Source organism: Metabacillus mesotrionivorans, assembly GCF_052171315.1.
Taxonomy (GTDB): domain Bacteria; phylum Bacillota; class Bacilli; order Bacillales; family Bacillaceae; genus Bacillus_P.
The window spans coordinates 76697-98870 of the sequence record NZ_JBQMFF010000008.1; the positions used below are offsets into that span (position 1 = coordinate 76697).

A 22174-nucleotide genomic window follows, 5' to 3' on the forward strand; every position below is an offset into this window, starting at 1 on the left:
TTTCATAAATTTGTAGATTTTTGTCTTGTGAATCAAATATACTTTATTATCGGCCATATCTATAATGGATTTAATATGTTGATAAAAACCAGGGGGAAAATATTTTACGATGAAAAAGATGCTGTCGGTCCTCATGACTCTACTTTTGCTTATAACCATGGTCTTGCCTTACGCGGCGGCAGCTGAAACGGGAACACAAATCGCCTTTCATTCCTATACAAACAAAGAAAACGGAATAAGGCTGGTGTGGACGGTGACCTCGGCTTCAAATGATCCGCAGTCTTTCCTTCTTGTGAAAAATGGCGCGGAACAAAAGATTGAGGCCGCACTTGCAGATGAACTGATAAACAGAGACGGTTCAGCTGCACGAACGTATGAATACTTGGACACAAATACTGCAGAAAAAGAGGTCTATACGTATTCCATTAAGCTTGAAAATGATGCAATGGTTCAAACAGAACCTATAACGATTGTCCATCAAAAAGAAAATGGCGGACCGGTGACTCCTGTTGATCCTGCAGATCCGGCAGATGAGGGATTTCTGCTGCATGCCCGTGCAGAGGGGACAAGTATTGCCGTTTCCTGGCCTGCTTATAAAAGCAGCGGGAAAGCAGTCTATCAGCTCTATCAATCCGGAACATTCGCTGGAAGCTATTCGGATGCCGGCGAACACATCTTTAAAGACTTGGAGCCTGATACGGACTATTCATTTACACTTAAAATTATTGTTGACGAGAAGCTGATTGACAGCAGGGAAGTGCACGTGAGAACAGAGTCAGAAAAAAAGCCTGCCTACACGGTATTCTTTTATCCCGTCAATGACACCACTTTTGAAACAAGCTGGTTTTTAGATGGTGCTGCCTTCTTTGATGTGTATCTTAACGGGAAGCTGATGCTTGAAAAAACGAAAGAAACAGAGTACCAATTTTCAGACTTAAAACCTGCGGCAGAATATGAAGTGAAAGTCACTGCGTTTGACAGAAACGGAAAGAAGCTGAATGAATCTTTTGTAAAAGGAAAAACAAAGGAAGCGGCAAACGGTCAAACAGTCCAATTTAAAGACAGTGCACTCAAACGTGCGGTGAAGGACCAGCTGCGGATTCAGCGCGATGTGACGGAAAGCGATCTCGAGAAGCTGACGTATTTGAATGCATCAGCTTATGAGATCAAAGATCTGACAGGTCTCCATCATGCGGTGAATCTACAGCATCTGGAGCTTGCAGGCAACAGCCTGAGGAGCATAGAACCATTGAGACTGCTGACAAATCTTGAGTATTTGGATCTTTCAATGACGGGGTCAGTCGATTATTTTCCTCTTAATGACCTCGTGAATCTGAAGAGTCTTGTGCTTGCAGATTCTTCTTTTAAGGACACGAAAAACATCCAGAATCTGACGAAGCTCAAGGTGCTGGATCTTAGTTTCACCAATGTGAAAAGTGTTTCTTCCCTCAGCTCGCTCTCTCAACTGGAAGAAATCAATCTTTCCTACACTCCAGTTAAAACGATTCAGCCGCTCCAAATACTGACATCTCTTAAAAAAATCATCTTGTACGGAGAGGTTTACTTAAAGGTGAAAGATGAGCTCCAGCAGTTTCGCGACAATCTTGAGATCATTTATGACGACAGTCTGAACATCCATCTCGTCCATGTAAAGCCGGGGGATAGGAGTGCTGCATTTGAGTGGGAATATGAGGGAGATGACATTCCTGCTTATTACGAAATTACGGTTGACGGAATCACTCAAAAAACCGAAAAAGAAGGACGTGTCATCAACTATGAGACGGCGGGTCTGAAGCCTGAAACCGTGTACTCCTACTCCATAAAGGCTTTTGAGCAAGATGGCGTAATGACCGGATTTGACAGCGGTTTTTTCACAACTCTAAAAACGCCTTCCGGAGAAAAAGCCGTTTTTCCCGATGCGAACTTGAGAACCGCAATGAAAACCCATTTCGGTTTAAAGCGCGACATTTATGAAAGTGATATGGAAACTCTGACAGAACTCGATCTGACAGGTGAGGGAATTAGTGACCTGACTGGGCTCGAGAGTGCAAAGAACCTTAAAGTCCTTGTCTTATCCGGCAATGGGATAAAAACGGTTAAACCGATTGAGTCTCTGAGCCTCACGTCGCTGCATCTTGAGGACAACCGTCTGGAAGATCTGTCTTCCATCATCAAAATGAAAAATCTGCAGGTTCTCAATTTGTCCAACACGGGAATCAAGAACGTTTCAGCACTTGCTGGGTTGAAAGACTTAACGGGGCTAAGCCTCGCATACAACGGGATTGCTGATCTTACAGCCATACCTGCAAGCGAAAAACTGTCAGCTCTCTATTTAAACGGAAATAAGCTGTCCTCGCTTAAAGGGATTGAAAAAGTTCAAAACCTCACTGAGCTCAGTCTTGAGGACAATCCAATCACAGACATTGAGCCGCTCACTGTTTTAAGACATCTTCAATTTGCAGATCTGTCGATGACTTCTGTGAAAAAGATTGAACCATTGCTGTCCATGGATTCGCTGGTGACGGTTCTTCTTTTCAGCATGAAAACGCTCGACCTTTCAGAAGGATCGGAAGCCTGGCAGGTCATCAGGCAGCTGATTGATAAAGGCGTCTATGTTGAATACGATGACTCCGGAAACTTGTTTTCCATCTATACAAGCAGAAAGACGGAGGATTCAATAGAAGTAAGCTGGGACTATTTTGGGGAAAAGGATATCGATTTCTTCAAAGTTTTAGTGAACGGAGATACAGCTTCAAAACGCGTGGAAGGCTATGAATACAGCTACTGGATCAGAGGACTGAAACCTGAGACGGCCTATGACATTGAAGTTAAGGCGTATGATGAAGAAGGAGAGCTTCTTTTCAGTGAATCAATGGAAGAGACAACAGAGGCAGCTCCTCAAGGCCCTGCTGTTATTTTTAAAGACAGGAAGCTTGCTGATTTGATCAAAGAGCAGCTTGGACTTGTCCGCGAAATTCGTCAAAGTGATATGGCGCAGCTAACCGAATTGTTTTTATTAGATTTGGATATTACAAGCTTGAAAGGACTGGAATCTGCGGAAAATCTGCAGTCTCTATTCATTCATAACAATGAGACGAAGCTTGACCTCCAGCCGCTAAATGCACTCAAGCTTGTGGATTTATCCATCGAAAACACAGAGATCAAGAACTACAAAGTGATTCATTCGCTTTCACATCTGTCTTTTCTGGCCATTAAAAACAATCAGCTTCAGGATCTGTCATTTATAAGCGGCCTCGATCAGCTCGTCTATCTGGATCTGTCCCAAAATAACATCACAGATCTGACGGCTCTATCCGGACTCGGCCAACTGGAAATGCTGCAGCTTAATCACAATCAGGTTAAGAACATCAGCAAAACGTTTAAACTCGAGAATCTTCAGCACCTTGAACTTGCAGGGAATCCTCTGGAAGATCTGTCTGGAATAGAAGCATTCGAATCTCTTTCAACTGTGATTTTCGAAAGGACAAAGCTGACAAACATTGATCAGCTGCTTTCCTTGGAGAACCTGGAATTGGTTTCGCTGTTTGGAATCGAAACGCTTGATTTGTCGCCGGGCTCCCGGGCTGCTTCTGTTGTGGAGGAGCTCAGGGCACGAGGTGTGAAAGTCTGGGCGGAAGCTTCTTTTTACCCTGAAATACACATCACCGGCGTCACGCAGACGACCATTTCCTTCTCATGGGACAACATGCTGGAAGGAGACGGAACCTATACGGTTTACGTTAACGGCGAAATGCAGGGGGACGAGCCTTTTCCTGCTGAAAAGACTTCCTATCGGTTAACCGGACTGGAACCTGATACGGCGTATTATATTGAGGTCTTTGGTGAAAGCGGGGGGTTCGTCAATACAGCCTGGAAAGAAGTCACAACCTTGTCTGAAGAGGGAGAGGAAATTTCGGTACCAGAACCTGTAAAACCTCATCAAGAAGAAGGAGAACCGGTCAGCAATCATCCGAATAAACCGGGTGAAATCGCAGCTGAGAACAAGCTTCCAAAGACAGCATCTATGATGTACCAATCCGTTTTCTTTGGAACGATTTTAATGGTGGCAGGTGCAGCTTTCCTCGCGGCCCGTCGAAAAAGAGGATAAAAAGATAGTCGAAAAGCAGCAGAAATGCTGTTTTTTTGCTGTCTATAGTCGTTTTTCCCCATTATTTGTAATGTACTTGTAAACTATCAGACTATTACTCCGGTGCTATAATGAGAAGGGTAAAAACATCATAGGAGAATGGTATGAAGAAAATAACACTTACATTGTTGAGCTGTCTAAGTCTAGTGATGCTTTTTCTTATTTCTCAGCCGGAGCATGCTCAGGCAGGGACGACAACAAGAATATCCGGTGAAGACCGGTATAAGACGTCTGTGGAAGTTTCAAAGAAAGCCTTTCCAAATGGCACGGCGAATATTGTGATTGCCGTGGGCACCAATTTTCCGGATGCACTGGCAGGAGGACCGCTTGCCTATAAATTGAAAGCGCCAATCCTTCTTACAAAGAAAGACTCTATCCCCACATCTGTAAACAATGAAATTGTCAGGCTGAAACAGCGGGGAGCCAAAAACGTATACATACTTGGCGGTGAAAATGCCGTCACTAAAGCCGTAGCAAGCAAGCTGACATCAATGGGTTTAACGGTTCAGCGAATTTCAGGCTCAGACCGCTACGAAACGTCCGTTGCCATTGCCAAGCATGTTGGCACAGCAACGAAAAAAGCATTCATAGCCAATGGCTCGAACTATCCTGACAGCCTTTCAGCATCTGCCATAGCAGCAAGGCAGGGCTCACCGATTCTGCTCGTTCAAAAAAGCAGCGTGCCGTCATCCGTTCAGACATTCTTAAAAGGATTTTCAAAATCGTACGTAATCGGCGGAACTGGCGTCGTGGATGGAACTGCTTTTTCCAAGCTTCCATATGGAGAGCGCATAGCAGGCTCAGACCGCTATGGTACATCGGCCAAAGTAGCCTCTAAGTTCGCAAGCTTTTCAGCGTCGCACGCCTTAGTAGTCTCAGGGCAAAATTATGCAGACGCCCTTACAGGATCTGTCTATGCGGCTCAAAAGAACATTCCGATGCTTTTAACAAAATCTTCGAGTCTGCCAACCGCTATTGGAAACTTAATCGACACTAAAAATATTGGAACTGTTACCGTCATCGGCGGAACAGCTGCTGTTTCAAACAGCGTTTTAGCCTCGATTTATTTTCCAGTGGACAAGCTGATTGAAACAGCCAAATCTCTGCAGGGCGTGCCTTATAAATACGGCGGCACGACAACCGCGGGCTTTGACTGCAGCGGCTACACAGAATATGTGTTCAATAAGCACGGCATTGACCTGCCGAGAACAACGAAGGATCAATGGAATACAGGCACTGTGGTGGCTGTTCCTCAAAAAGGAGATCTCGTCTTTTTTGAAACGGTTTCAGCAGGCCCGTCTCACGTCGGAATCTTCATTGGAAACAATGAGTTTATCCATGCGAGCTCATCAAAAGGCGTATCCATCACAACGATGGAGAACGTCTACTTTAAACCAAGATATCTTGGCACAAAAAAAGTCATTAATTAAGCGGTGAGGATACTCACTGCTTTTTTGATTGAGATTAATCCCCAAAAACATGTAAAATTTTCATAAATATCCTTAATAGTCTTGCAGGTATGCCGATGCATAACTATGATAGATTGTAGTACTTTTCATATTTTGGAGGAATACGGAAATGAATAAAATCGTTACAGCATGTGTCGTCATCCTGACCTTGTGTGCGCTTATACTCGGAAATCATCACTGGAACCAGAAAATCAGTTCCGTAAAAGCGCAGGAAGACCCGGCTAAGTCCGAAGAGATGAAGCAGGAAGAACAGCCAAAATGGCAAAAGTATGCGGCTAACCTTTCCGCACCTCTTAAAGAAAAAATAAAGAAAGCTCAAGAAGGAGGCGCGCCTCTTAAACTGGTTGCGGCCGGTTCTGAGAGCACGTCGATCCAAAGCACAGGCTGGCCGGCTCTGCTTCAGTCAAAGCTTGATGCAGCTTACGGAAAAAACATTTTCGCCGTCGAGGTATTATCATATCCGGAGGGCACTACTAGAACTTTTCTTAATGAAAATCATATGGAAGATATCAGCGAAAAAAAGCCGGATATCCTGCTTCTTGAGCCTTTTTCATTAAATGACAACGGAAATGTCGGCCTTGAGAATACGCTGCTGAACCTTGAAGAGATTCTCTCAGACATTAAGCAGTCAAGTCCGGAGGCAGTCATTTACATTCAGCCGTCCCATCCCATTTTCGATGCAACCTTCTATCCTAAAGAAGTGGACGCTTTAAAAGAGTTTGCAGAAGAAAAAGACTTTACATACCTCGATCACTGGACAAACTGGCCGGATGGCAAAGATGAAAAAATGAAAACGATGCTGACAGAAGATCAGCAGGCCCCGAATGTAGAGGGCAATAAAGTCTGGGCAGAGTATCTCGCGTCCTACTTTATCGAAAACGAGAAATAGATCCTGAGAAGGGTCTATTTTTCTTTTTATTGGAAACTTGTACAATATTTGATGGGTTTTTGTGATAGAATCTTACTAGAATCTAAGTTTCGGAGGGAATCCTTTTTTATGAAAAAAATTGCTTTATTATTGTTTGCTTTTATGGGGTTAAGTCTGTTTTCGGCAGCAGAAACCGGTGCAGCCTCAATCCAAAGCTATGAAACGATTGAAAACGAAGTGAAAAAAGTATGTAATTATGACCCAGCTGTGCAGTATGGAAAAGACATTCCGTATCAGACAGCTAACTGTTTGCTTACATCTGTAGCTTTAAAAATGGACGTGCCTGCTGAAATTGTAAAGGGAGTAGCAACTCAGGAAGAAGGCACTTGGCAGCAGTTTAAAAACGGTGAACCCCTTAAATCAATAGATAACGGTTATGGAATCATGCAAATGACTCTTATTGACGATCTTGGTGATAAAGAAAAAATCAAAAATAATGCGATTTACAATATTTATTCAGGAGTGAAAAGATTAAAAGATAGTCTTATCACTCCATATGTGCAAAAAGACGATCCATTAAAGTATTTGGAAAAATGGTACTTCTCCATGTTGAGATATAACGGAAATGTCCCTAAAAATAGCCCTGTCAATAAGTGCAGTGAGCCTATAGGGGCAAGAAATACTTCCGCATATCAAGAAACAGTATTCAGCAAAATAAGAGAGTTCCAATTTATTGATTCAAATGTTGAGGATCTCATCATGAATGTGGGGGACTTCTCATATGTGTGTGATAAAGAAGGAGAACGTATTAAGTATACTAAAGGACATTTTCAGACTGTAACGGGTGTTTTGACTGAGACGAAACACTTATTTAATGAAAATGATACCTTGGTTACATATGTTCCTTCAAACTCAAAGGACATTGCAAACATTAGAAAAACTCCCACTAAAGACATAAATATAAAACCGATTCAACAAGGTAACGGAATTGTTGTTAAACCAACTGGAAATTTCGTTTATGACTTAAACACCAAAATTTCAAACCGTTTTGTTTGGTATCCTGTTAAACTTCAAGATTCCAGAGAAGGATATGCATCTTCAAGCTACCTCAAACGTGTCACGACAAGACTTGAGGGGAAGAACAGATATGAAACAGCCGTTGAAATTTCGAAAGAAGGATGGAAGCAGTCGGAAACAGTAGTAATTGCAACTGGAGAGGAATTTGCTGATGCTTTGTCGGGAACTCCGCTTGCAGCAAAATACGACGCTCCACTTCTTTTAGTTAACAGCAATCCAAGTGCTGCAAACACTGCGGTCTTTAACGAAATTAAGAGACTTAAAGCAACTAAAGCCATTCTTCTTGGCGGAAGTGACGTTGTAAGCTCCAATACTGAAAAAACCTTAAATGAATTAGGGTTGAGCGTTTCAAGGATTGCCGGTTCAGACCGTTATGTGACATCTGCTAAAATTGCAGAACAGATATCTTCAAATACCGCTATTCTTGCAATTGGCACAAACTTTGCAGACGCTGTTTCAATTGCTCCTTATGCAGCTAAAAATGGGCACCCAATTCTGCTCACAAGAAAGACCGGCATTCCAGCTGCAATCATGCCAGCTGTCAATAAAGCGAGTAAAGCTTATGTAATAGGCGGAGATGATATCATTTCAAATGAAGTGTTCAATTCTCTAAAGGCTAAAAATCCAGTAAGAATCAGCGGCAAAGATCGTTATGCAACAAGTAAAGCGATCATTAATCAATTGCCGCTAGGAAATAATGAAATTTTCGTTGCTACAGGCATGAATTTCCCTGATGCATTGTCAGGTGCTGTGCTGGCAGCAAAAAATAATTCGTCTATTATGTTGGCCAAAGAGAATAACAAGGGCTTGGACGTCATAGATAATTACCAATCTGTTACGATACTTGGTGGTGCACAATCAAGTACAATACCAAATCCACAAATTACGTATCAAATGGAAGAAGACATGATCAACCTCCTGAAATAAACCCCAGCCTGCCGGACAACTCCGGCAGGCTTTTTCAATATTCCCCGGGAAACATGTCGCCTTATGACAAAATATGCCGGGACCAATTCCTCACTGGAAATCCTATACCAAAAAATAAATGGAATGTGCATAAAAACTCGGAGTCTGTCATCCCGGCACCTTTCTGATTTTTGCTTTTAAACATCGATGCATCAAAGGATAACAGGGTTATCTTAGGGGCTATCCATGTCGCAATTTGTCTTTCTTTTATTAACGAATAAAAGTTTTTATAAATGTTTGACTATTCAATATTTTACAAATAGAATAAGAGAGTAAATATATTCTATCTATGTAAAAGGAGGGATAAATTAGAAGTTTTTGAGAATTGCGAGGCTAATTTACTAGGGGGGTCAAGTAGTTGAAAGTTAAGCTGAAAAGATCGTTATTTTTAATGTTCGCTTTCTTGCTGGTTTTCTCAAATGCAGCTATGGCAGCTGTTCCAACGGTTCAAAAAGGGAATGCAAATACTGAAGTGAAGAAAAACTTCGGCAAGCAGACACTTAAAAATCCTGACACAGGAAAACAGTACAAGAGTTCAGATAAAGTACGTGTAATTGTCGAAGTAGAAGGCGAGCCTGCAATTACATATGCAACAAAACAAGGGAAGAAATTTGATGCTCTGCCAAAGGCTAAACAGGACGAGCTGAAAGCCAATGCTCTTAAAGAGCAAAAAGCTGTCAAAAATCAAATCGCTTCCAAAAATCTTGGAATGAAATTCGAACAGGAATTTACAACAGTCGTCAACGGTTTCTCCGGAGAAGTTCAATACGGCAAGATTGCTCTCATTGAGAAGCTGACTGGTGTAAATAATGTAACAATTGCTCATGAATACGAGCGTCCAAAAGTAAAGCCTGATATGAAGTACAGTAAAGAACTGGTTGAAGCGCGCGAGTCATGGGACCTTGGCTATGACGGAGAAGGCATGATCGTCGGAATTATCGACACAGGTCTTGATCCAAGCCACAAAGACATGATTTTAAGCGAAGATACAGTTCCTGCCCTTTCTGAAGGTGCTGTAAATGATGTTAAGTCTGAGTTTGGCCTGCCTGGCAAGTTCTATACAGAAAAAGTGCCATATGGCTATAACTATATGGATGAAAACGAAGAAATTCTTGATCTTGGACCTGGCGCTTCCATGCACGGCATGCATGTCGGCGGAACAGTCGGGGCAAATGGCGATGAAGATAACGGCGGCTTAAAAGGTGTGGCTCCTGAAGCGCAGCTTTTAGCTCTTAAAGTTTTTGGAAATGATCCGGAAATGCCGTCTACATGGGGCGACATTTATATTAAAGCGATTGATGATGCGATTGCTCTTGGTGCAGATGTGCTGAACATGAGCTTAGGCTCAACAGCATCGTTTGTACTGCCTGAAGATCCTGAGCAGATGGCCATTGCAAGAGCTGTTGAAAATGGCGTATTTATGGCTCTTTCAGCCGGTAACTCTGCTCATTTAGGAAATGGTTTTGCAAACCCGTATGCAAGCAATCCTGACGTTGGAGTAGTAGGAGCTCCTGGTCTGTCTTACGATTCACTTCAGGTCGCTTCACTTGAAAACTCTACAATTGACCTTGATGCAATGAAGGTGGATGCAGATGGTGCTCCATTTGGTACAATCGGATACCAAAAACAGGACGGACCTAAGTTCCTTGATAAATTTAAAGGGCAAAAGCTTGAAATTGTATATGTAGGCGACGGTCAGCCTGCAGGTTATGAAGGAAAAGATGTTAAAGGTAAAGTTGTATTTGTTGTACGGACTGGAAGCTATTTCTATACAAATATCCAGAAAACCGCTGAAGCACAGGGTGCTGCAGGTGTCATCATCCGCGGTTTGCCTGCACATGGCGATTATGTGAATATGGCTCTTGATAAGCCGGTTATTCCAATCATCTCCCTGAGTGTAGCTGACGGAAACGCACTTGAAGCACAGGCAAAAGCAGGCAAAAAGCTTGAAGTGACCTTCGGTGATGACAAAGTAGCGGCTCCTAATGCCGATGCAGGAAAAATGTCTGCCTTCACTTCCTGGGGTATAACGCCTAACCTTGATTTCAAACCGGAAATTACGGCACCGGGCGGTAAAATTCTGTCTACATTCCAAGACAATCAGTACGGTATCATGAGCGGAACATCCATGGCTTCTCCTCACGTTGCCGGCGGATCTGCGATTGTTCTTGAGAAAGTGGACGAGCTGTTTGATCTTGAAGGAGCAAAACGAGTTCAGATGGCGAAAAACATTCTTATGAATACGTCTCAGCCAGTTATGGATAAAGGTTATGTGAATAATGCACTAGGATGGGAAGTTCCTTACTCCCCGCGCCGCCAGGGTGCAGGCCTGATGAAGCTTTACTCAGCGCTTAACACTCCTGCTGTAGTAACGGAGTCAAAAACAGGAGAAGGCAAAGTAGCTCTTAAAGAAGTTGGCGATCAAGTGGAGTTTACCCTTGATATTAAAAACTTCAGTGAACAGGCTGTTGCATATGATGTGAAGGCGAATGTTCAGACTGATTTTGCGAATGAAGGATCCCTGGGCTATGCTCCTAACGGGCTTGAAGCACAGGAATTAATTGATGCAGTTATTCAAATCAACGGCAAAAGCACTGATAAAGTGGAGCTTGCAGCCGGCGAAACGAAAACAGTCAAGGTAACATTGGATACGACAAACGCCAAAGTGTTAGGTGATGACGTCGAAACACCTGTATCTGTAAAAGATGTCTTCAAAAACGGATACTTTGTAGAAGGCTTCGTAACATTCACGGCTGAAGGCCTATCTCAGCTTACGGTTCCTTATGTGGGCTTCAATGGAGACTGGGGCAAAGCGCCAATCCTTGATGCCATGAATTTTGACACAGAGAACGAAACGTTCTACGGAGATGCTGGGGTAGTGACACGTGACGGAAACAGCTTTAACTATCTTGGTTTTGATGCATTCAACAGCAAAATGCCTTTTGATGCACGCAAAATTGCGATTTCACCTAATGGTGATGGAAGCCAGGACGAGATCATTCCTGTTCTGTCCTTCCTGAGAAATGCGAAAGAAGTGAAATTCAACGTTCTTGACGAGAACAAAAACCAGCTGCGTGCAATCCGCACAGAGCTTGAAGTCCGCAAGCATTATTTTGACGGCGGCTCAGGTCCGACGTACTCATTAAATCCTGCTGCACAGTGGGATGGAAAAGTGAAAAATGCTCTTGTTAAAGACGGGCAGTATTACTATGAAATCGCCGCTACGGTCGATTTCCCTGGTAAAGCTCCTCAAAAAGTACACGTACCTGTGATTGTTGATACGGTTCAGCCGACATTAACAGCTGAATTCAATAAAGACACAGTCACATTTGAAGGATCAGATGACCGTTCAGGTCTTGCATACTTTGATGTCCTTGTTAATGGCCAGTCTGTTGTCGGCAAAGATAAAGCCGGAAACCCGCTGACTCTTGCGCCAACAACAAAAGAATTCAAGATTGCCGATCTTAAAGCCGGTTCAACGGTAACCGTTCTTGCGGCAGACAATGCAGGAAACACTTCTGCTAAAGAATTTAAAGGCGTGAATGACGGAACCATTCCTTCAATCATTGCTGAGCTTCCTGAAGCACTGGGAACGTATGATACGAGCGAAGTGCCTGTAAAAGGCTATATCACAGATGAGTCTAAAGTGACGAACTTTACAGTTGCAGGAAAACCTGTAGAGCTGAAATGGAACGCTGAGTTAAAACGCTATGAATTTGATACAAAATTGACGCTTGAAGACGGCTATCACAGCGTGACAATGGCGGGAGAAGACGAGGCAGGAAACAAGATTTCCTTCATCAAACGCTTCTTTGTTGATACGACAGCTCCTGAACTGACTGTTGAAGCACCTTCTTCTGTTAGTGAAGCAACTGAAAAAGTAACGCTTAAAACAACAGCATCAGACAATTTCGAAGAGCTTCGTGTGACAGTTGACGGAGATGAAGTTTTCGTTAACCTTCTGAAAGAGCCTTACGGAATGAACAAAATTACGAAAACGCTAAGCACGGATGTTTCCCTTCAGCCTGGAGAAAACACATTCATGGTTGAAGCAACTGACCTCGCGGGACACAAGACAGTAAAAGAAGTAAAAGTATACCGCGGAGATGACAAAGTCAGCCGCATCAGCGGAAAGAACCGCTATGAGACAGCTGCAGCAATCAGTGCAGAGGGCTGGGAAAGCTCAGAGCTTGTCTTCCTTGCAAAAGGACAGGACTTTGCAGATGCTTTAGCAGGTGTTCCTCTTGCAGCTCAATATGACGCTCCAATTTTACTGACAGATTCAAAAGGTTTGTCAGGTGCTACAAAAGCAGAACTTGACAGACTTGGTGCAGAAACTGTTGTCATCCTTGGAGGAACAGGCGCTGTATCAAAGGCTGTAGAAGATCAGCTTAAGAAGCTTGGCTATGATGTTGACCGTATTGCAGGTAAAGACCGCTGGACAACGGCAGCTGCTATTGCAGAAGAAGTAGCTCCGGATGGATCTGAAGATGCAGTCGTAGTCAATGGCACAAGCTTTGCAGATGCTCTTGCTGTAGCTTCTTATGCAGGACAATACGGCATGCCGGTTGTCTTGTCACAAAAAGATAAGCTTCCTGGTGCATCAAGCAAAGTTCTTAAAGAGCTTGGTGTTAAAAACACATTGGCAGTCGGCGGACCAGTGGCCCTTGCTGACAGTGTAGTGAAAAATCTTCCTGGCGCTGAGAGAATCTACGGCAAAGACCGTTATGCAACAAGCGTGAAGCTTGCTGAATTCTTCGAGCCGGAATTAGACGTTGTTTATGCAGCTACAGGTCTTAACTTCGCTGATGCATTAGCAGGCGGAGCACTTGCAGCCAAGCATGAAAGCGGAGTAATCTTAGTCGGCAAATCACTTTCTTCAGATGTGCGCAAGTTCTTTGAAGAAAATGAAATCGGCGAAGTAAAAGTATTTGGCGGTGAAACAGCCGTTTCAAATGACATCCTTGCTGAAATCAACAAAATTGTACGCTAAATCATGAAGAAAGCTGTCGGATTTTAAATCCGGCAGCTTTTTCCTGTTTTCAGTTCAAAAGTAGCAGATAGAGGAAAGAAGATTTCCCTATTTCTCTTTCAATCTCTAACTTTTCTGAAATTGTCAGATAGCCGGTGCTATAATAGGAGAGTACTAGCGAATCATGCAGAAAAAAGGAGAGTGAACGATGAACAGCAAGTCATGGATGCTTGGCATCCTTCTATTTGTCATGCTATTTTTGGCCCCGAACACCGGTTTTGCAGAAAAAGTGCTGGTGATTGATCCGGGTCATGGAGGCAAATTCAGCGGCACATGCGGCCTGACGGGTAATACGACCGGCTTCTGTGAAAAAAACGCCAACCTGATTGTTTCTCAAAAAGTAAGAGATTTGCTTAAGACGAGCGGGATCAAAGTATATCTTACAAGAGACAAGGATATGGAATTTGCTCCATACTTGAAAAAAGCTGATGGCAGCACAGACGGCGGGGACTTTGATATCCGCATGAGAACCGCCAATTCATTTGCAAGCGGAAACAACGATAACAGTGTCTTTATTTCTCTCCATCATAACGCACATCCAAGCAATCCATATGTAAAAGGCTATGAAACCTATTTCTACAATGGTGTTGATCATGCAAAGGAAGAGTATCCGCACGATCCGATGCAAATCAAGTACTTGGCAGACAACCGCAGACTGGCGAATGAAATTCATCCGACAGTGCTTGCGAAGCTTGGATCTATCGACAGAGGCATTATGGATGATCAGAGCTTTTATGTCATCCGCAATGCACAGATGCCTGCAGTCCTTGTAGAAATGGGCTTCATGACAAACCGTGAAGAAGAAGCGCGCATCAAAACAGCTGATTTCCAGAATAAAGCTGCCCAGGCGCTTGCTTCATCCGTCGTCAATTATTTCAAAGTTTTTGAAGTCTATGATATCAGCAGCAATAAAAAGCTTTATACGTCAAAATCAAAAGATCAGGCCCTTACATACGCTAAAAAACAGTCAAAACCGGTCAGAGTTTTTGACAAAAATGCTCAGAAAGATATCTATAAAACAACGGCTCTCTATGAAGTGCATCACCGTACCGTCGGCAAACTGGGAGATTTCTATACCTCACCGGATGCCATGGAGTATGCACAGAGCTACCGCAATACAAGACTGGTCTATAAAAGTACAGGATTTACACTGTGGTCTAACTTCCTGCCTGCTAAATATGAACTATACGTAAGCGGCACGAAGAAAGGAAGCTACGTAGACTTTGAACATGCGCGCCATATTGCAGAGAAGAATGCTCCAAACGCAAGAGTCATTAATAAAGTTTCGGGCGAAATTGTCTTTACGAATATCGCAAACGACAAAGTGACAAGAAAGCTTCCTGTCATAAAGCTTGCCGGGGATGACCGCTACAAGACAGCCATCAGCGTGTCACGTAAAATGTACCCTGCAGGTTTTGCAGACAGCAAGCCTGACAAAACGATTCTTATTGCAACAGGCACAGAGTATGCGGACGCTCTTTCTGCCGGACCGCTCTCACGCAAGCACGGCGCTGCGCCAATCCTTTTAGTGAAAGGAACCTCGCTTGGGACAGACACAATAAATGAAATCAGCCGTCTTAAAGCGAAAAAAGCGATTATTCTCGGAGGAGAAGTCGCGGTTACAAAAGGGATTGAAACACAGCTTCAATCAATGAAACTCTCGACACAGAGAATCAGCGGAGCAAACCGCTTTGAAACGAACCAGAAAATCCTGAACGAGATAGGAAATGTTGACGGCTATTTCATTGCTTCAGGCAGAAACTATCCTGATGCATTGGGTGCAGCACCGATTGCAGCCCAGAAAAATTGGGCCATCATGCTTTCGGATACGAAGTCACTTCCAAGCGCGTCAAGTGCAAAGCTGAAAGGCAAACAGGCTCTTATCGTCGGCGGGACGAGCGTGCTGACATCAGCGGTCGATACGCAGGTGAAAAACGCAGGACCGTCAAGCTATACGCGTTTAGCCGGGGAAAACCGATATGAAACGCTCGCTAAAGTATTATGGAAATTCGATTCCAGTTTAAGCTCAGATTCTATCATGGTATCAACAGGAGCGAACTTCCCTGATGCGCTGGCGGCAGCACCGCTTTCCATCGTAACGAAAGCGCCGCTGATTTTGACAGGCCCGGCAATCAACCGTCCGCTTGAAACCTATATTATGGAATACGGCGGGAAGCATCATATGAAGGAAATGACGCTGGTAGGCGGGGCAGTCCCTGCTGAAATGAGCAGCGAGATCTTCAACAGAATCAGATAATAGAAAAGATTCGGGCTTGAAGTCATATGCCCGGATCTTTTTTAGATAAGGAATGATAAATATGAAAAAATGGATGTTTATTTTGGGTGTGACTCTCATAGTTGCAGCCGGCTGTTCTCAGGAGCCGGAAGAAGCTGTGCAAGAACCGGAATCAGAAGCTCCGGTACAGGACGAAAAACCTGCGGCAGAACCAGAAAAAGAGAGCAAGCCATCTGAAGACACTGAGCCGTCAGATCAGGCAAAGGAAGAAAAAGAGAAAGAAGAAGGCAATGAAAGTTCTAAAGAAATGACAGGAAATTCCGATAAAAAGAAAGAGAGCAAGAATAGTTCGGACGGTCCTTACAAGGCCTACCGTCCTAAGACCGGAGCAACCAAGCAGTTTGAGGAACAGGGGACCGTTTTGCTGACGGAAACAATTACCGCAGCAAATGATGACTATGTTCAGATTGCTCTGAGATTAGGAGATTCAACAACTACCCAGATCTATAAGTGGACAGGCTCTGAAATGACTCTCGTCTATGAGGACAGAGAGCTTCAGGATCACACGGCGGATCTGCTTGATACATTTGAACCGAATATGAATGAAAAGCTGCTCGGTGAAGGTGCTGACTGGAAGCTGCTAGATTCTTCTGCAGCGGTTGAAACACCATACGGAAAAATCGAAAACGCGGTTGTCATTCAGAAAACATCAAATGAGGTAGTGGGAGAAGAAACGATTTTCACCAGGTATTATGCGCCCGGCCTTGGACTGGTAAAAGAAGATTTTGAACTGACAGGCGAAAATGGGTATAAGGGTGAGTCAAGTCTGTCCTCTGTTGAATAAACTAGTAATTCTATAAGCTCTCAATCTATTATTGCGGAGGAATTACTGTTGAATAAGGTTTTTATGTCAATTGTTGCGTTAACTCTCTTCTTTTTGTTTTCTGAAGAAAATGCGTTCGCTGCTTCTGGTAATCCTTCAGAAGTCTCTGTCAGTCTGAAAAACTATGTCGGAAAAGCAAAGGAAGTTACGGTCACAGTTGACGGTGAATATATGCTGTCAGGGGAATCCGGCTTTCTTTTGAAAAAAGGCAATACGTATAAAGTGAAAAATGAAAACGGAGTGCTGGTGCTTTACAACGGAAGCGCTAAAGCTAAAACTCTCGGCAGCTCAGGCGCCTTTGATCCGGTGAAGTATGGAACGGAGAATGTGATCAGCATTAACGGCCGTCCATATTTGGGCACGATGAAGTTTGCTGTTGAAAACAGCGTCTATGTGCGCCCTGTGAATCAGCTTCCGCTTGAAGATTACCTGAAAGGCGTCGTTCCCGGTGAAATGCCTTCAGGCTGGCCAGTTGAATCCCTTAAGGCACAGAGTGTAGCAGCCAGAACGTTTGCCCTGAAAAGAATCAATCAGACAATTGACGATACCGTCAGCTTTCAGAAATACGATGGTTATATCTGGTCAACTTCCATTTATGCCAACACCAATACAGCTGTAAACCGTACGAAAGGGCAGGTTCTCGAAGCGGACAGCAAGCTTATTGACGCTCCTTACAGCTCAAGCAATGGCGGCCGAACTGAAAATAACGCCAACGTGTGGACGTCAGGAACTCCGCTGTCTTATCTCCCTTCAAAAACTGATCCTTTTGATCCGGTGAACAGCTGGACAGTCGCGGTAAACGAAGTCCAAATTAACCCTGCATCACTGAACCTGGCTAATCCGGGTTCATGGTGGACAGCTGTAAAAGAAAAAGATGAAAAATACGCAGCAGCCATAAAAACCTGGCTGAAGACAGATAAAAATTATACAGACAAAGACCTTAAGATCGTAAATGTAAAAAACCTTGCAGTATCAAGTGAAAAAACAAGCGGCGACCGGAGAAAAACGGGCAGCTACCGTCTTGAATTTTATGTGAAGAACGCAAATGGAACCTATCAGATGAAAGACGGAAAAATTGCGACGGTCGTCAAAGAAGGCGTCAACGTCAATATTTCCATTCTCCGTTCAATGTTTGGAACAACGAATTTTAAAAGCCATCTCATTGACTCGCTTACATTTGAAAAAGGCATCTATACGTTCAGCGGCCGGGGATATGGGCACGGCGTCGGCATGAGCCAGTACGGAGCCAAAGCTATGGCGGATCAGAAAAAGAATTATATGCAAATTACCGATTTCTATTATCCGGGAACGAATTATGATAACTACATTCATAATGTTATAGAAGAAATTGAAGGGTACGACCGCTACGAAACAAGTTCGGAAATCGCGAAATTCGGCTGGTCCTCCGCCAAAACAGTCTTTATCGGCAGAGGAGACAATCCCGTTGATGCTTTAACAGGAAGCGTACTTGCCAAGAAGTTTAATGCTCCTCTGCTTTTGACAAACCCAAATCAATTATCAGATTCAGTCAGACAGACATTGAATACGTTTGATCCTGCTGCCATCATCATTCTGGGCGGAACAACGGCTGTATCCGCAGAAGTTGAATCAGAATTAAGAAACATCGCACCGGCAGTTGAGCGCATCAGCGGCTCTGAACGCTATGAAACGGCAGCCTTGGTCGCAAGACAGGTCGGACACTCAGGTGAAGTTTTCATCACATCCGACAGCAGCAATTCACCTGATGCATTGTCCATTGCCTCTTATGCGGCGGCAGAGCAAATTCCAATCCTCTTTGCCAAAAAAGATGCCGTGCCAAAAGCTGTCTCTGATTATATAAAAGACAGCGGAGTGCGCAAAGTGACCGTTATTGGAGGAGATGTCGCTGTGTCTGCCAAAGTGTTTGCTGAACTTGAGACACTTGTCGGCAAAGGAAACGTAGACCGTGTAGACGGCAAAAACCGCTACGAAACGAGCATCAATATCGTCAAGAAATATAACCTTGATACACGTAAAATCTTCTTTGCGCAGGGAACTGAATTCATCGATGCTCTTCCGGGTTCAGTGCTTGCAGCCAACACAAGATCGCCGATCATCCTTGTTGACCAGGATTCTGTTCCGACTCCAGTATCAAGCTATATTTACGATAATATGACCTTTATCCCGCATATTCACTACCTTGGCGGAAAAGGTGCAATCACTGCACAAAACCGAATCAACCTGCAAAACTGGTTTTTGCAGTAGGTCATTAAGCCGGCTCTCTATAGGAGAGCCGTTTTTTTATGTGCCTGCGGTTGGCGCGCGAAGCTGGATCCTTTAGTCCTTGCTGCGCTGCTAAAAGCAAAATGCCCAACTGCAGTTAGAGAAAGAGGGGGCGGCGGTTTGATTTTTTTATAGCACTTTAGGTATGAGGGAGTGGTGGTGAAGTGCAGTAGACAGGTTTTAACGGCACTTTGCCGGTGAGTGAGTGTTTGAAAAGTGTAGTAAGCAGGGTTTAGCAACAATTTGCGGTTGAGCGAGTGGTTGGAAAGTGTAGTAAACGGGTTTTAACAACACTTTGTGGTTGTGAGGGTGGTTGGAAAGTGTAGTAAACGGGTTTTAGCAACACTTTGGGTTGAGCGAGTGGTTGGAAAGTGTAGTAAAAGGGTTTTAGCAACACTTTGTGGTTGAGCGAGTGGTTGGAAAGTGTAGTAAACGGGTTTTAGCAACACTTTGTGGTTGAGAGAGCGGTTGGAAAGTGTTGTAAAAAGGGTTTTAGCGACACTTTGTGGTTGAGAGAGTGGTTGGAAAGTGTAGTAAACGGCTTATAGCAACACTTTGTGGTTGAGAGAGCGGTTGGAAAGTGTAGTAAAAGGGTTTTAGCAACACTTTGCGGTTGAGAGAGTGGTTGGAAAGTGTAGTAAAAGGGTTTTAGCGACACTTTGTGGTTGAGCGAGTGGTTGGAAAGTGAAGTTAACAGGTTTTAGCAACACTTTGTGGTTGAGAGAGTGGTTAAAAAGTGTTGTAAACATTTTGCAAGAACGGCTGATTCCGCATTTCGCATTGTCCAGCTCCGCCTCCCAGCCCTTCCGTCAGAACAAAATCCCCCAAAAAGTCAAAACCGGACTTTTCGGGTGATTTCTTTTCTGCCTGTCAGGCCTAAAAGGTCGGCTCCGCTTTTCGGTTTACCAAACTTTCATAAAACATTAAAGGAATCAATCCTCCCTGTGTTGTACTATTATAGGAGAGACTTTATACGACATTACCGGGGGGATTTTGACATGCGAGTGAGGAAAGCGATTATTCCGGCGGCTGGGCTTGGTACGAGGTTTTTGCCGGCTACGAAGGCACAGCCGAAAGAGATGCTGCCGATTGTGGATAAGCCGACGATTCAGTACATTATTGAAGAGGCGGTTGCGTCTGGGATTGAAGATATTCTGATTGTTTCCGGCCGCGGGAAGCGTGCCATTGAGGATCATTTTGATAAATCGTATGAGCTTGAAGAGACGCTAGTGAAGAAAGAGAAATGGGATTTGCTCAGCAAAGTTCAGGGTATTTCCGAGCTTGCGAACATTCATTATATCCGCCAGAAAGAGCCGCTTGGTCTTGGGCATGCTATTTATTGTGCAAGACGCTTTATCGGCAATGAGCCGTTTGCGGTTATGCTCGGGGATGACATCGTTCAGTCTGATGTGCCTTGCCTGAAGCAGCTGATTGATGTGTACGATCAGTTCCAGAGCACAGTCATCGGCGTGCAAAAGGTCAAGCCTGAAGATGTGTCCAAATACGGAATCGTCAGTTATAATCAAAACGAAAAGAAAGCCGATAACGTGTACAAAGTGCGGGACCTGGTTGAAAAGCCAAAGCGCGAGGATGCTCCTTCCAATACTGCGATTCTCGGGCGGTATATCCTTCGTCCCGAGATTTTCGAGATACTCGGAAATTTAAAGCCGGGCTCAGGAGGAGAAATCCAGCTGACAGACGCACTGAAAGAGCTTTCCCAAAAAGAAGAGGTAACGGCATATCATTTTGTCGGCAAGCGCTATGATGTGGGAGATAAGCTTGGTTTTATTCAGGCGACGATTGATTTTGCGATGGATAATGAAGAACTTAGAGATGATATTGTGAAGTATATTAAAAGCAAAGTTTCAAACTAGAAAGGTAGGATTCTTTTGAGAGTATCAGTAGCCGGAACAGGATATGTAGGACTGGTTACAGGGGTGTGTCTTGCAGAAATCGGGCACCGCGTAACGTGTGTTGACATTGACGAGCAGAAAATTGCCAAGCTGACTCAGGGGATTTCACCTATCTATGAACCTGGTTTAGAAGAACTGATGAAGAAAAATCATGAGGCTGGCCGCCTTGATTTTACAACTGATTCAGCACAGGTTTACGGCGAGAGCGACGTGATCTTCATCGCGGTTGGAACACCTGAGAATGAAGATGGCTCAGCCAATCTTACATATGTAAACGCCGCAGCTGAGCAGATAGCGAAACAGCTGAAAAAGGATGTTGTGGTCGCGGTGAAAAGCACCGTTCCGGTCGGGACAAATGAACACGTGCTGAATGTGATGAATCAGCATAAGCCTCTCTCCGTTAAAGTTGAGGTTGTATCCAACCCTGAATTCTTAAGGGAAGGGTCAGCAATTCATGATACGTTCCATGGAGACCGCATTGTCGTCGGTTCAGAGACGGCATCGGCCGGTGACCTGCTTGAAGAACTTTACAAGCCTCTTCGCATTCCTGTCGTCAGGACTGATATCCGGAGTGCAGAGATGATTAAATATGCAGCTAATGCGTTTCTGGCCACAAAAATAAGTTTCATCAACGAAATTGCCAACATCTGCGAGAAGCTCGGAGCGGATATTGAGGATGTTGCTGAAGGCATTGGAAAAGATGCTCGGATCGGGCCGCAGTTTTTAAAGGCAGGCATCGGGTACGGCGGCTCCTGTTTTCCAAAGGATACGAAAGCACTCGTTCAGCTTGCGGGAAATGTGCAGCACCAGTTTGATTTGCTCGATTCGGTTATTTCGGTTAACAACCGCCAGCCCCTGAAGCTGATTGAATCTGCCAGAAAGCATTTGGGCAGCCTCTCCGGGAAAAAAGTGGCCCTTCTTGGTCTTGCTTTTAAGCCGAATACAGATGATGTGCGGGAAGCGGCATCTCTGGTTCTTGCGAAGGAGCTTGTAAAAGAGGGTGCCGCTGTTTCAGGCTATGATCCAATTGCAGCGGAAGAGGCACGCAAAGTTCTCGGAGATTCCATCACTTACTGTGATTCCGTCTCAGAAGCGATCGAAGGGGCTGATGCAGCTTTTATCGTGACAGAGTGGGACTCTATCACTTCATACCCGATGGATCTTTACCGTGAAAAAATGAAGCAGCCTCTGCTCTTTGACGGCAGAAACATTTACAGTCTCCGGGATATTCCGGACTGGATGACGTATATTTCAGTAGGAAGAAAAGAAATTGTCCGTGCATGACGGCCCTCAAATTTGAGGGCCATTTTTTTGTGGTTTT

10 protein-coding genes are annotated in these 22174 nt (G+C 44.1%); all 10 read left to right on the forward strand.

Annotated elements, in window-relative coordinates; all coding sequences use genetic code 11:
* The first annotated feature begins 109 nt into the window (after positions 1-109).
* The 10 genes from ACTSEZ_RS17695 (at position 110) to ACTSEZ_RS17740 (ending at position 22137) form a co-directional block, all read left to right on the forward strand.
* Positions 110-4108, forward strand: a complete 3999-nt coding sequence (locus ACTSEZ_RS17695) for a leucine-rich repeat domain-containing protein (RefSeq protein WP_369735668.1) — start codon at positions 110-112, stop codon at positions 4106-4108.
* A 143-nt stretch (positions 4109-4251) separates the two neighbouring features.
* Positions 4252-5577, forward strand: a complete 1326-nt coding sequence (locus ACTSEZ_RS17700) for a cell wall-binding repeat-containing protein (protein WP_369735670.1) — start codon at positions 4252-4254, stop codon at positions 5575-5577.
* A gap of 148 nt (positions 5578-5725) precedes the next feature.
* The gene (locus ACTSEZ_RS17705; RefSeq protein ID WP_369735671.1) at positions 5726-6505 is read left to right on the forward strand and encodes an SGNH/GDSL hydrolase family protein; all 780 of its coding nucleotides are present in this window, start codon (positions 5726-5728) and stop codon (positions 6503-6505) included.
* Positions 6506-6613: 108 nt separating this feature from the next.
* A complete protein-coding gene (locus ACTSEZ_RS17710; RefSeq protein WP_369735672.1) occupies positions 6614-8488 on the forward strand; it encodes a cell wall-binding repeat-containing protein in 1875 nt (624 codons plus the stop codon).
* A gap of 397 nt (positions 8489-8885) precedes the next feature.
* Complete coding sequence (locus ACTSEZ_RS17715; protein WP_369735674.1) at positions 8886-13520, forward strand: cell wall-binding repeat-containing protein; 4635 nt, start codon at positions 8886-8888, stop codon at positions 13518-13520.
* A gap of 187 nt (positions 13521-13707) precedes the next feature.
* Positions 13708-15816, forward strand: coding sequence for a cell wall-binding repeat-containing protein (locus tag ACTSEZ_RS17720; protein WP_369735675.1), 2109 nt, complete (start codon positions 13708-13710; stop codon positions 15814-15816).
* Between the two features lie 61 nt (positions 15817-15877).
* Positions 15878-16639, forward strand: coding sequence for a hypothetical protein (locus ACTSEZ_RS17725; RefSeq protein ID WP_369735677.1), 762 nt, complete (start codon positions 15878-15880; stop codon positions 16637-16639).
* A 48-nt stretch (positions 16640-16687) separates the two neighbouring features.
* Entirely contained in the window at positions 16688-18922 is a 2235-nt protein-coding gene (locus ACTSEZ_RS17730) for a SpoIID/LytB domain-containing protein (protein WP_369735679.1), read from the forward strand.
* 1016 nt (positions 18923-19938) lie between these two features.
* Positions 19939-20814, forward strand: coding sequence for a UTP--glucose-1-phosphate uridylyltransferase GalU (galU, locus tag ACTSEZ_RS17735; RefSeq protein WP_369735681.1), 876 nt, complete (start codon positions 19939-19941; stop codon positions 20812-20814).
* Between the two features lie 15 nt (positions 20815-20829).
* The gene (locus ACTSEZ_RS17740) at positions 20830-22137 is read left to right on the forward strand and encodes a UDP-glucose dehydrogenase family protein (RefSeq protein WP_369735683.1); all 1308 of its coding nucleotides are present in this window, start codon (positions 20830-20832) and stop codon (positions 22135-22137) included.
* Positions 22138-22174 lie beyond the last annotated feature (37 nt).

Bases quoted from the DNA above. Each gene is read 5' to 3' on its own strand.
- ACTSEZ_RS17695 (WP_369735668.1), top strand. From the start codon at position 110: ATGAAAAAGATGCTGTCGGTCCTCATGACTCTACTTTTGCTTATAACC.
- ACTSEZ_RS17700 (WP_369735670.1), top strand. From the start codon at position 4,252: ATGAAGAAAATAACACTTACATTGTTGAGCTGTCTAAGTCTAGTGATG.
- ACTSEZ_RS17705 (WP_369735671.1), top strand. From the start codon at position 5,726: ATGAATAAAATCGTTACAGCATGTGTCGTCATCCTGACCTTGTGTGCG.
- ACTSEZ_RS17710 (WP_369735672.1), top strand. From the start codon at position 6,614: ATGAAAAAAATTGCTTTATTATTGTTTGCTTTTATGGGGTTAAGTCTG.
- ACTSEZ_RS17720 (WP_369735675.1), top strand. From the start codon at position 13,708: ATGAACAGCAAGTCATGGATGCTTGGCATCCTTCTATTTGTCATGCTA.
- ACTSEZ_RS17725 (WP_369735677.1), top strand. From the start codon at position 15,878: ATGAAAAAATGGATGTTTATTTTGGGTGTGACTCTCATAGTTGCAGCC.
- galU (WP_369735681.1), top strand. From the start codon at position 19,939: ATGCGAGTGAGGAAAGCGATTATTCCGGCGGCTGGGCTTGGTACGAGG.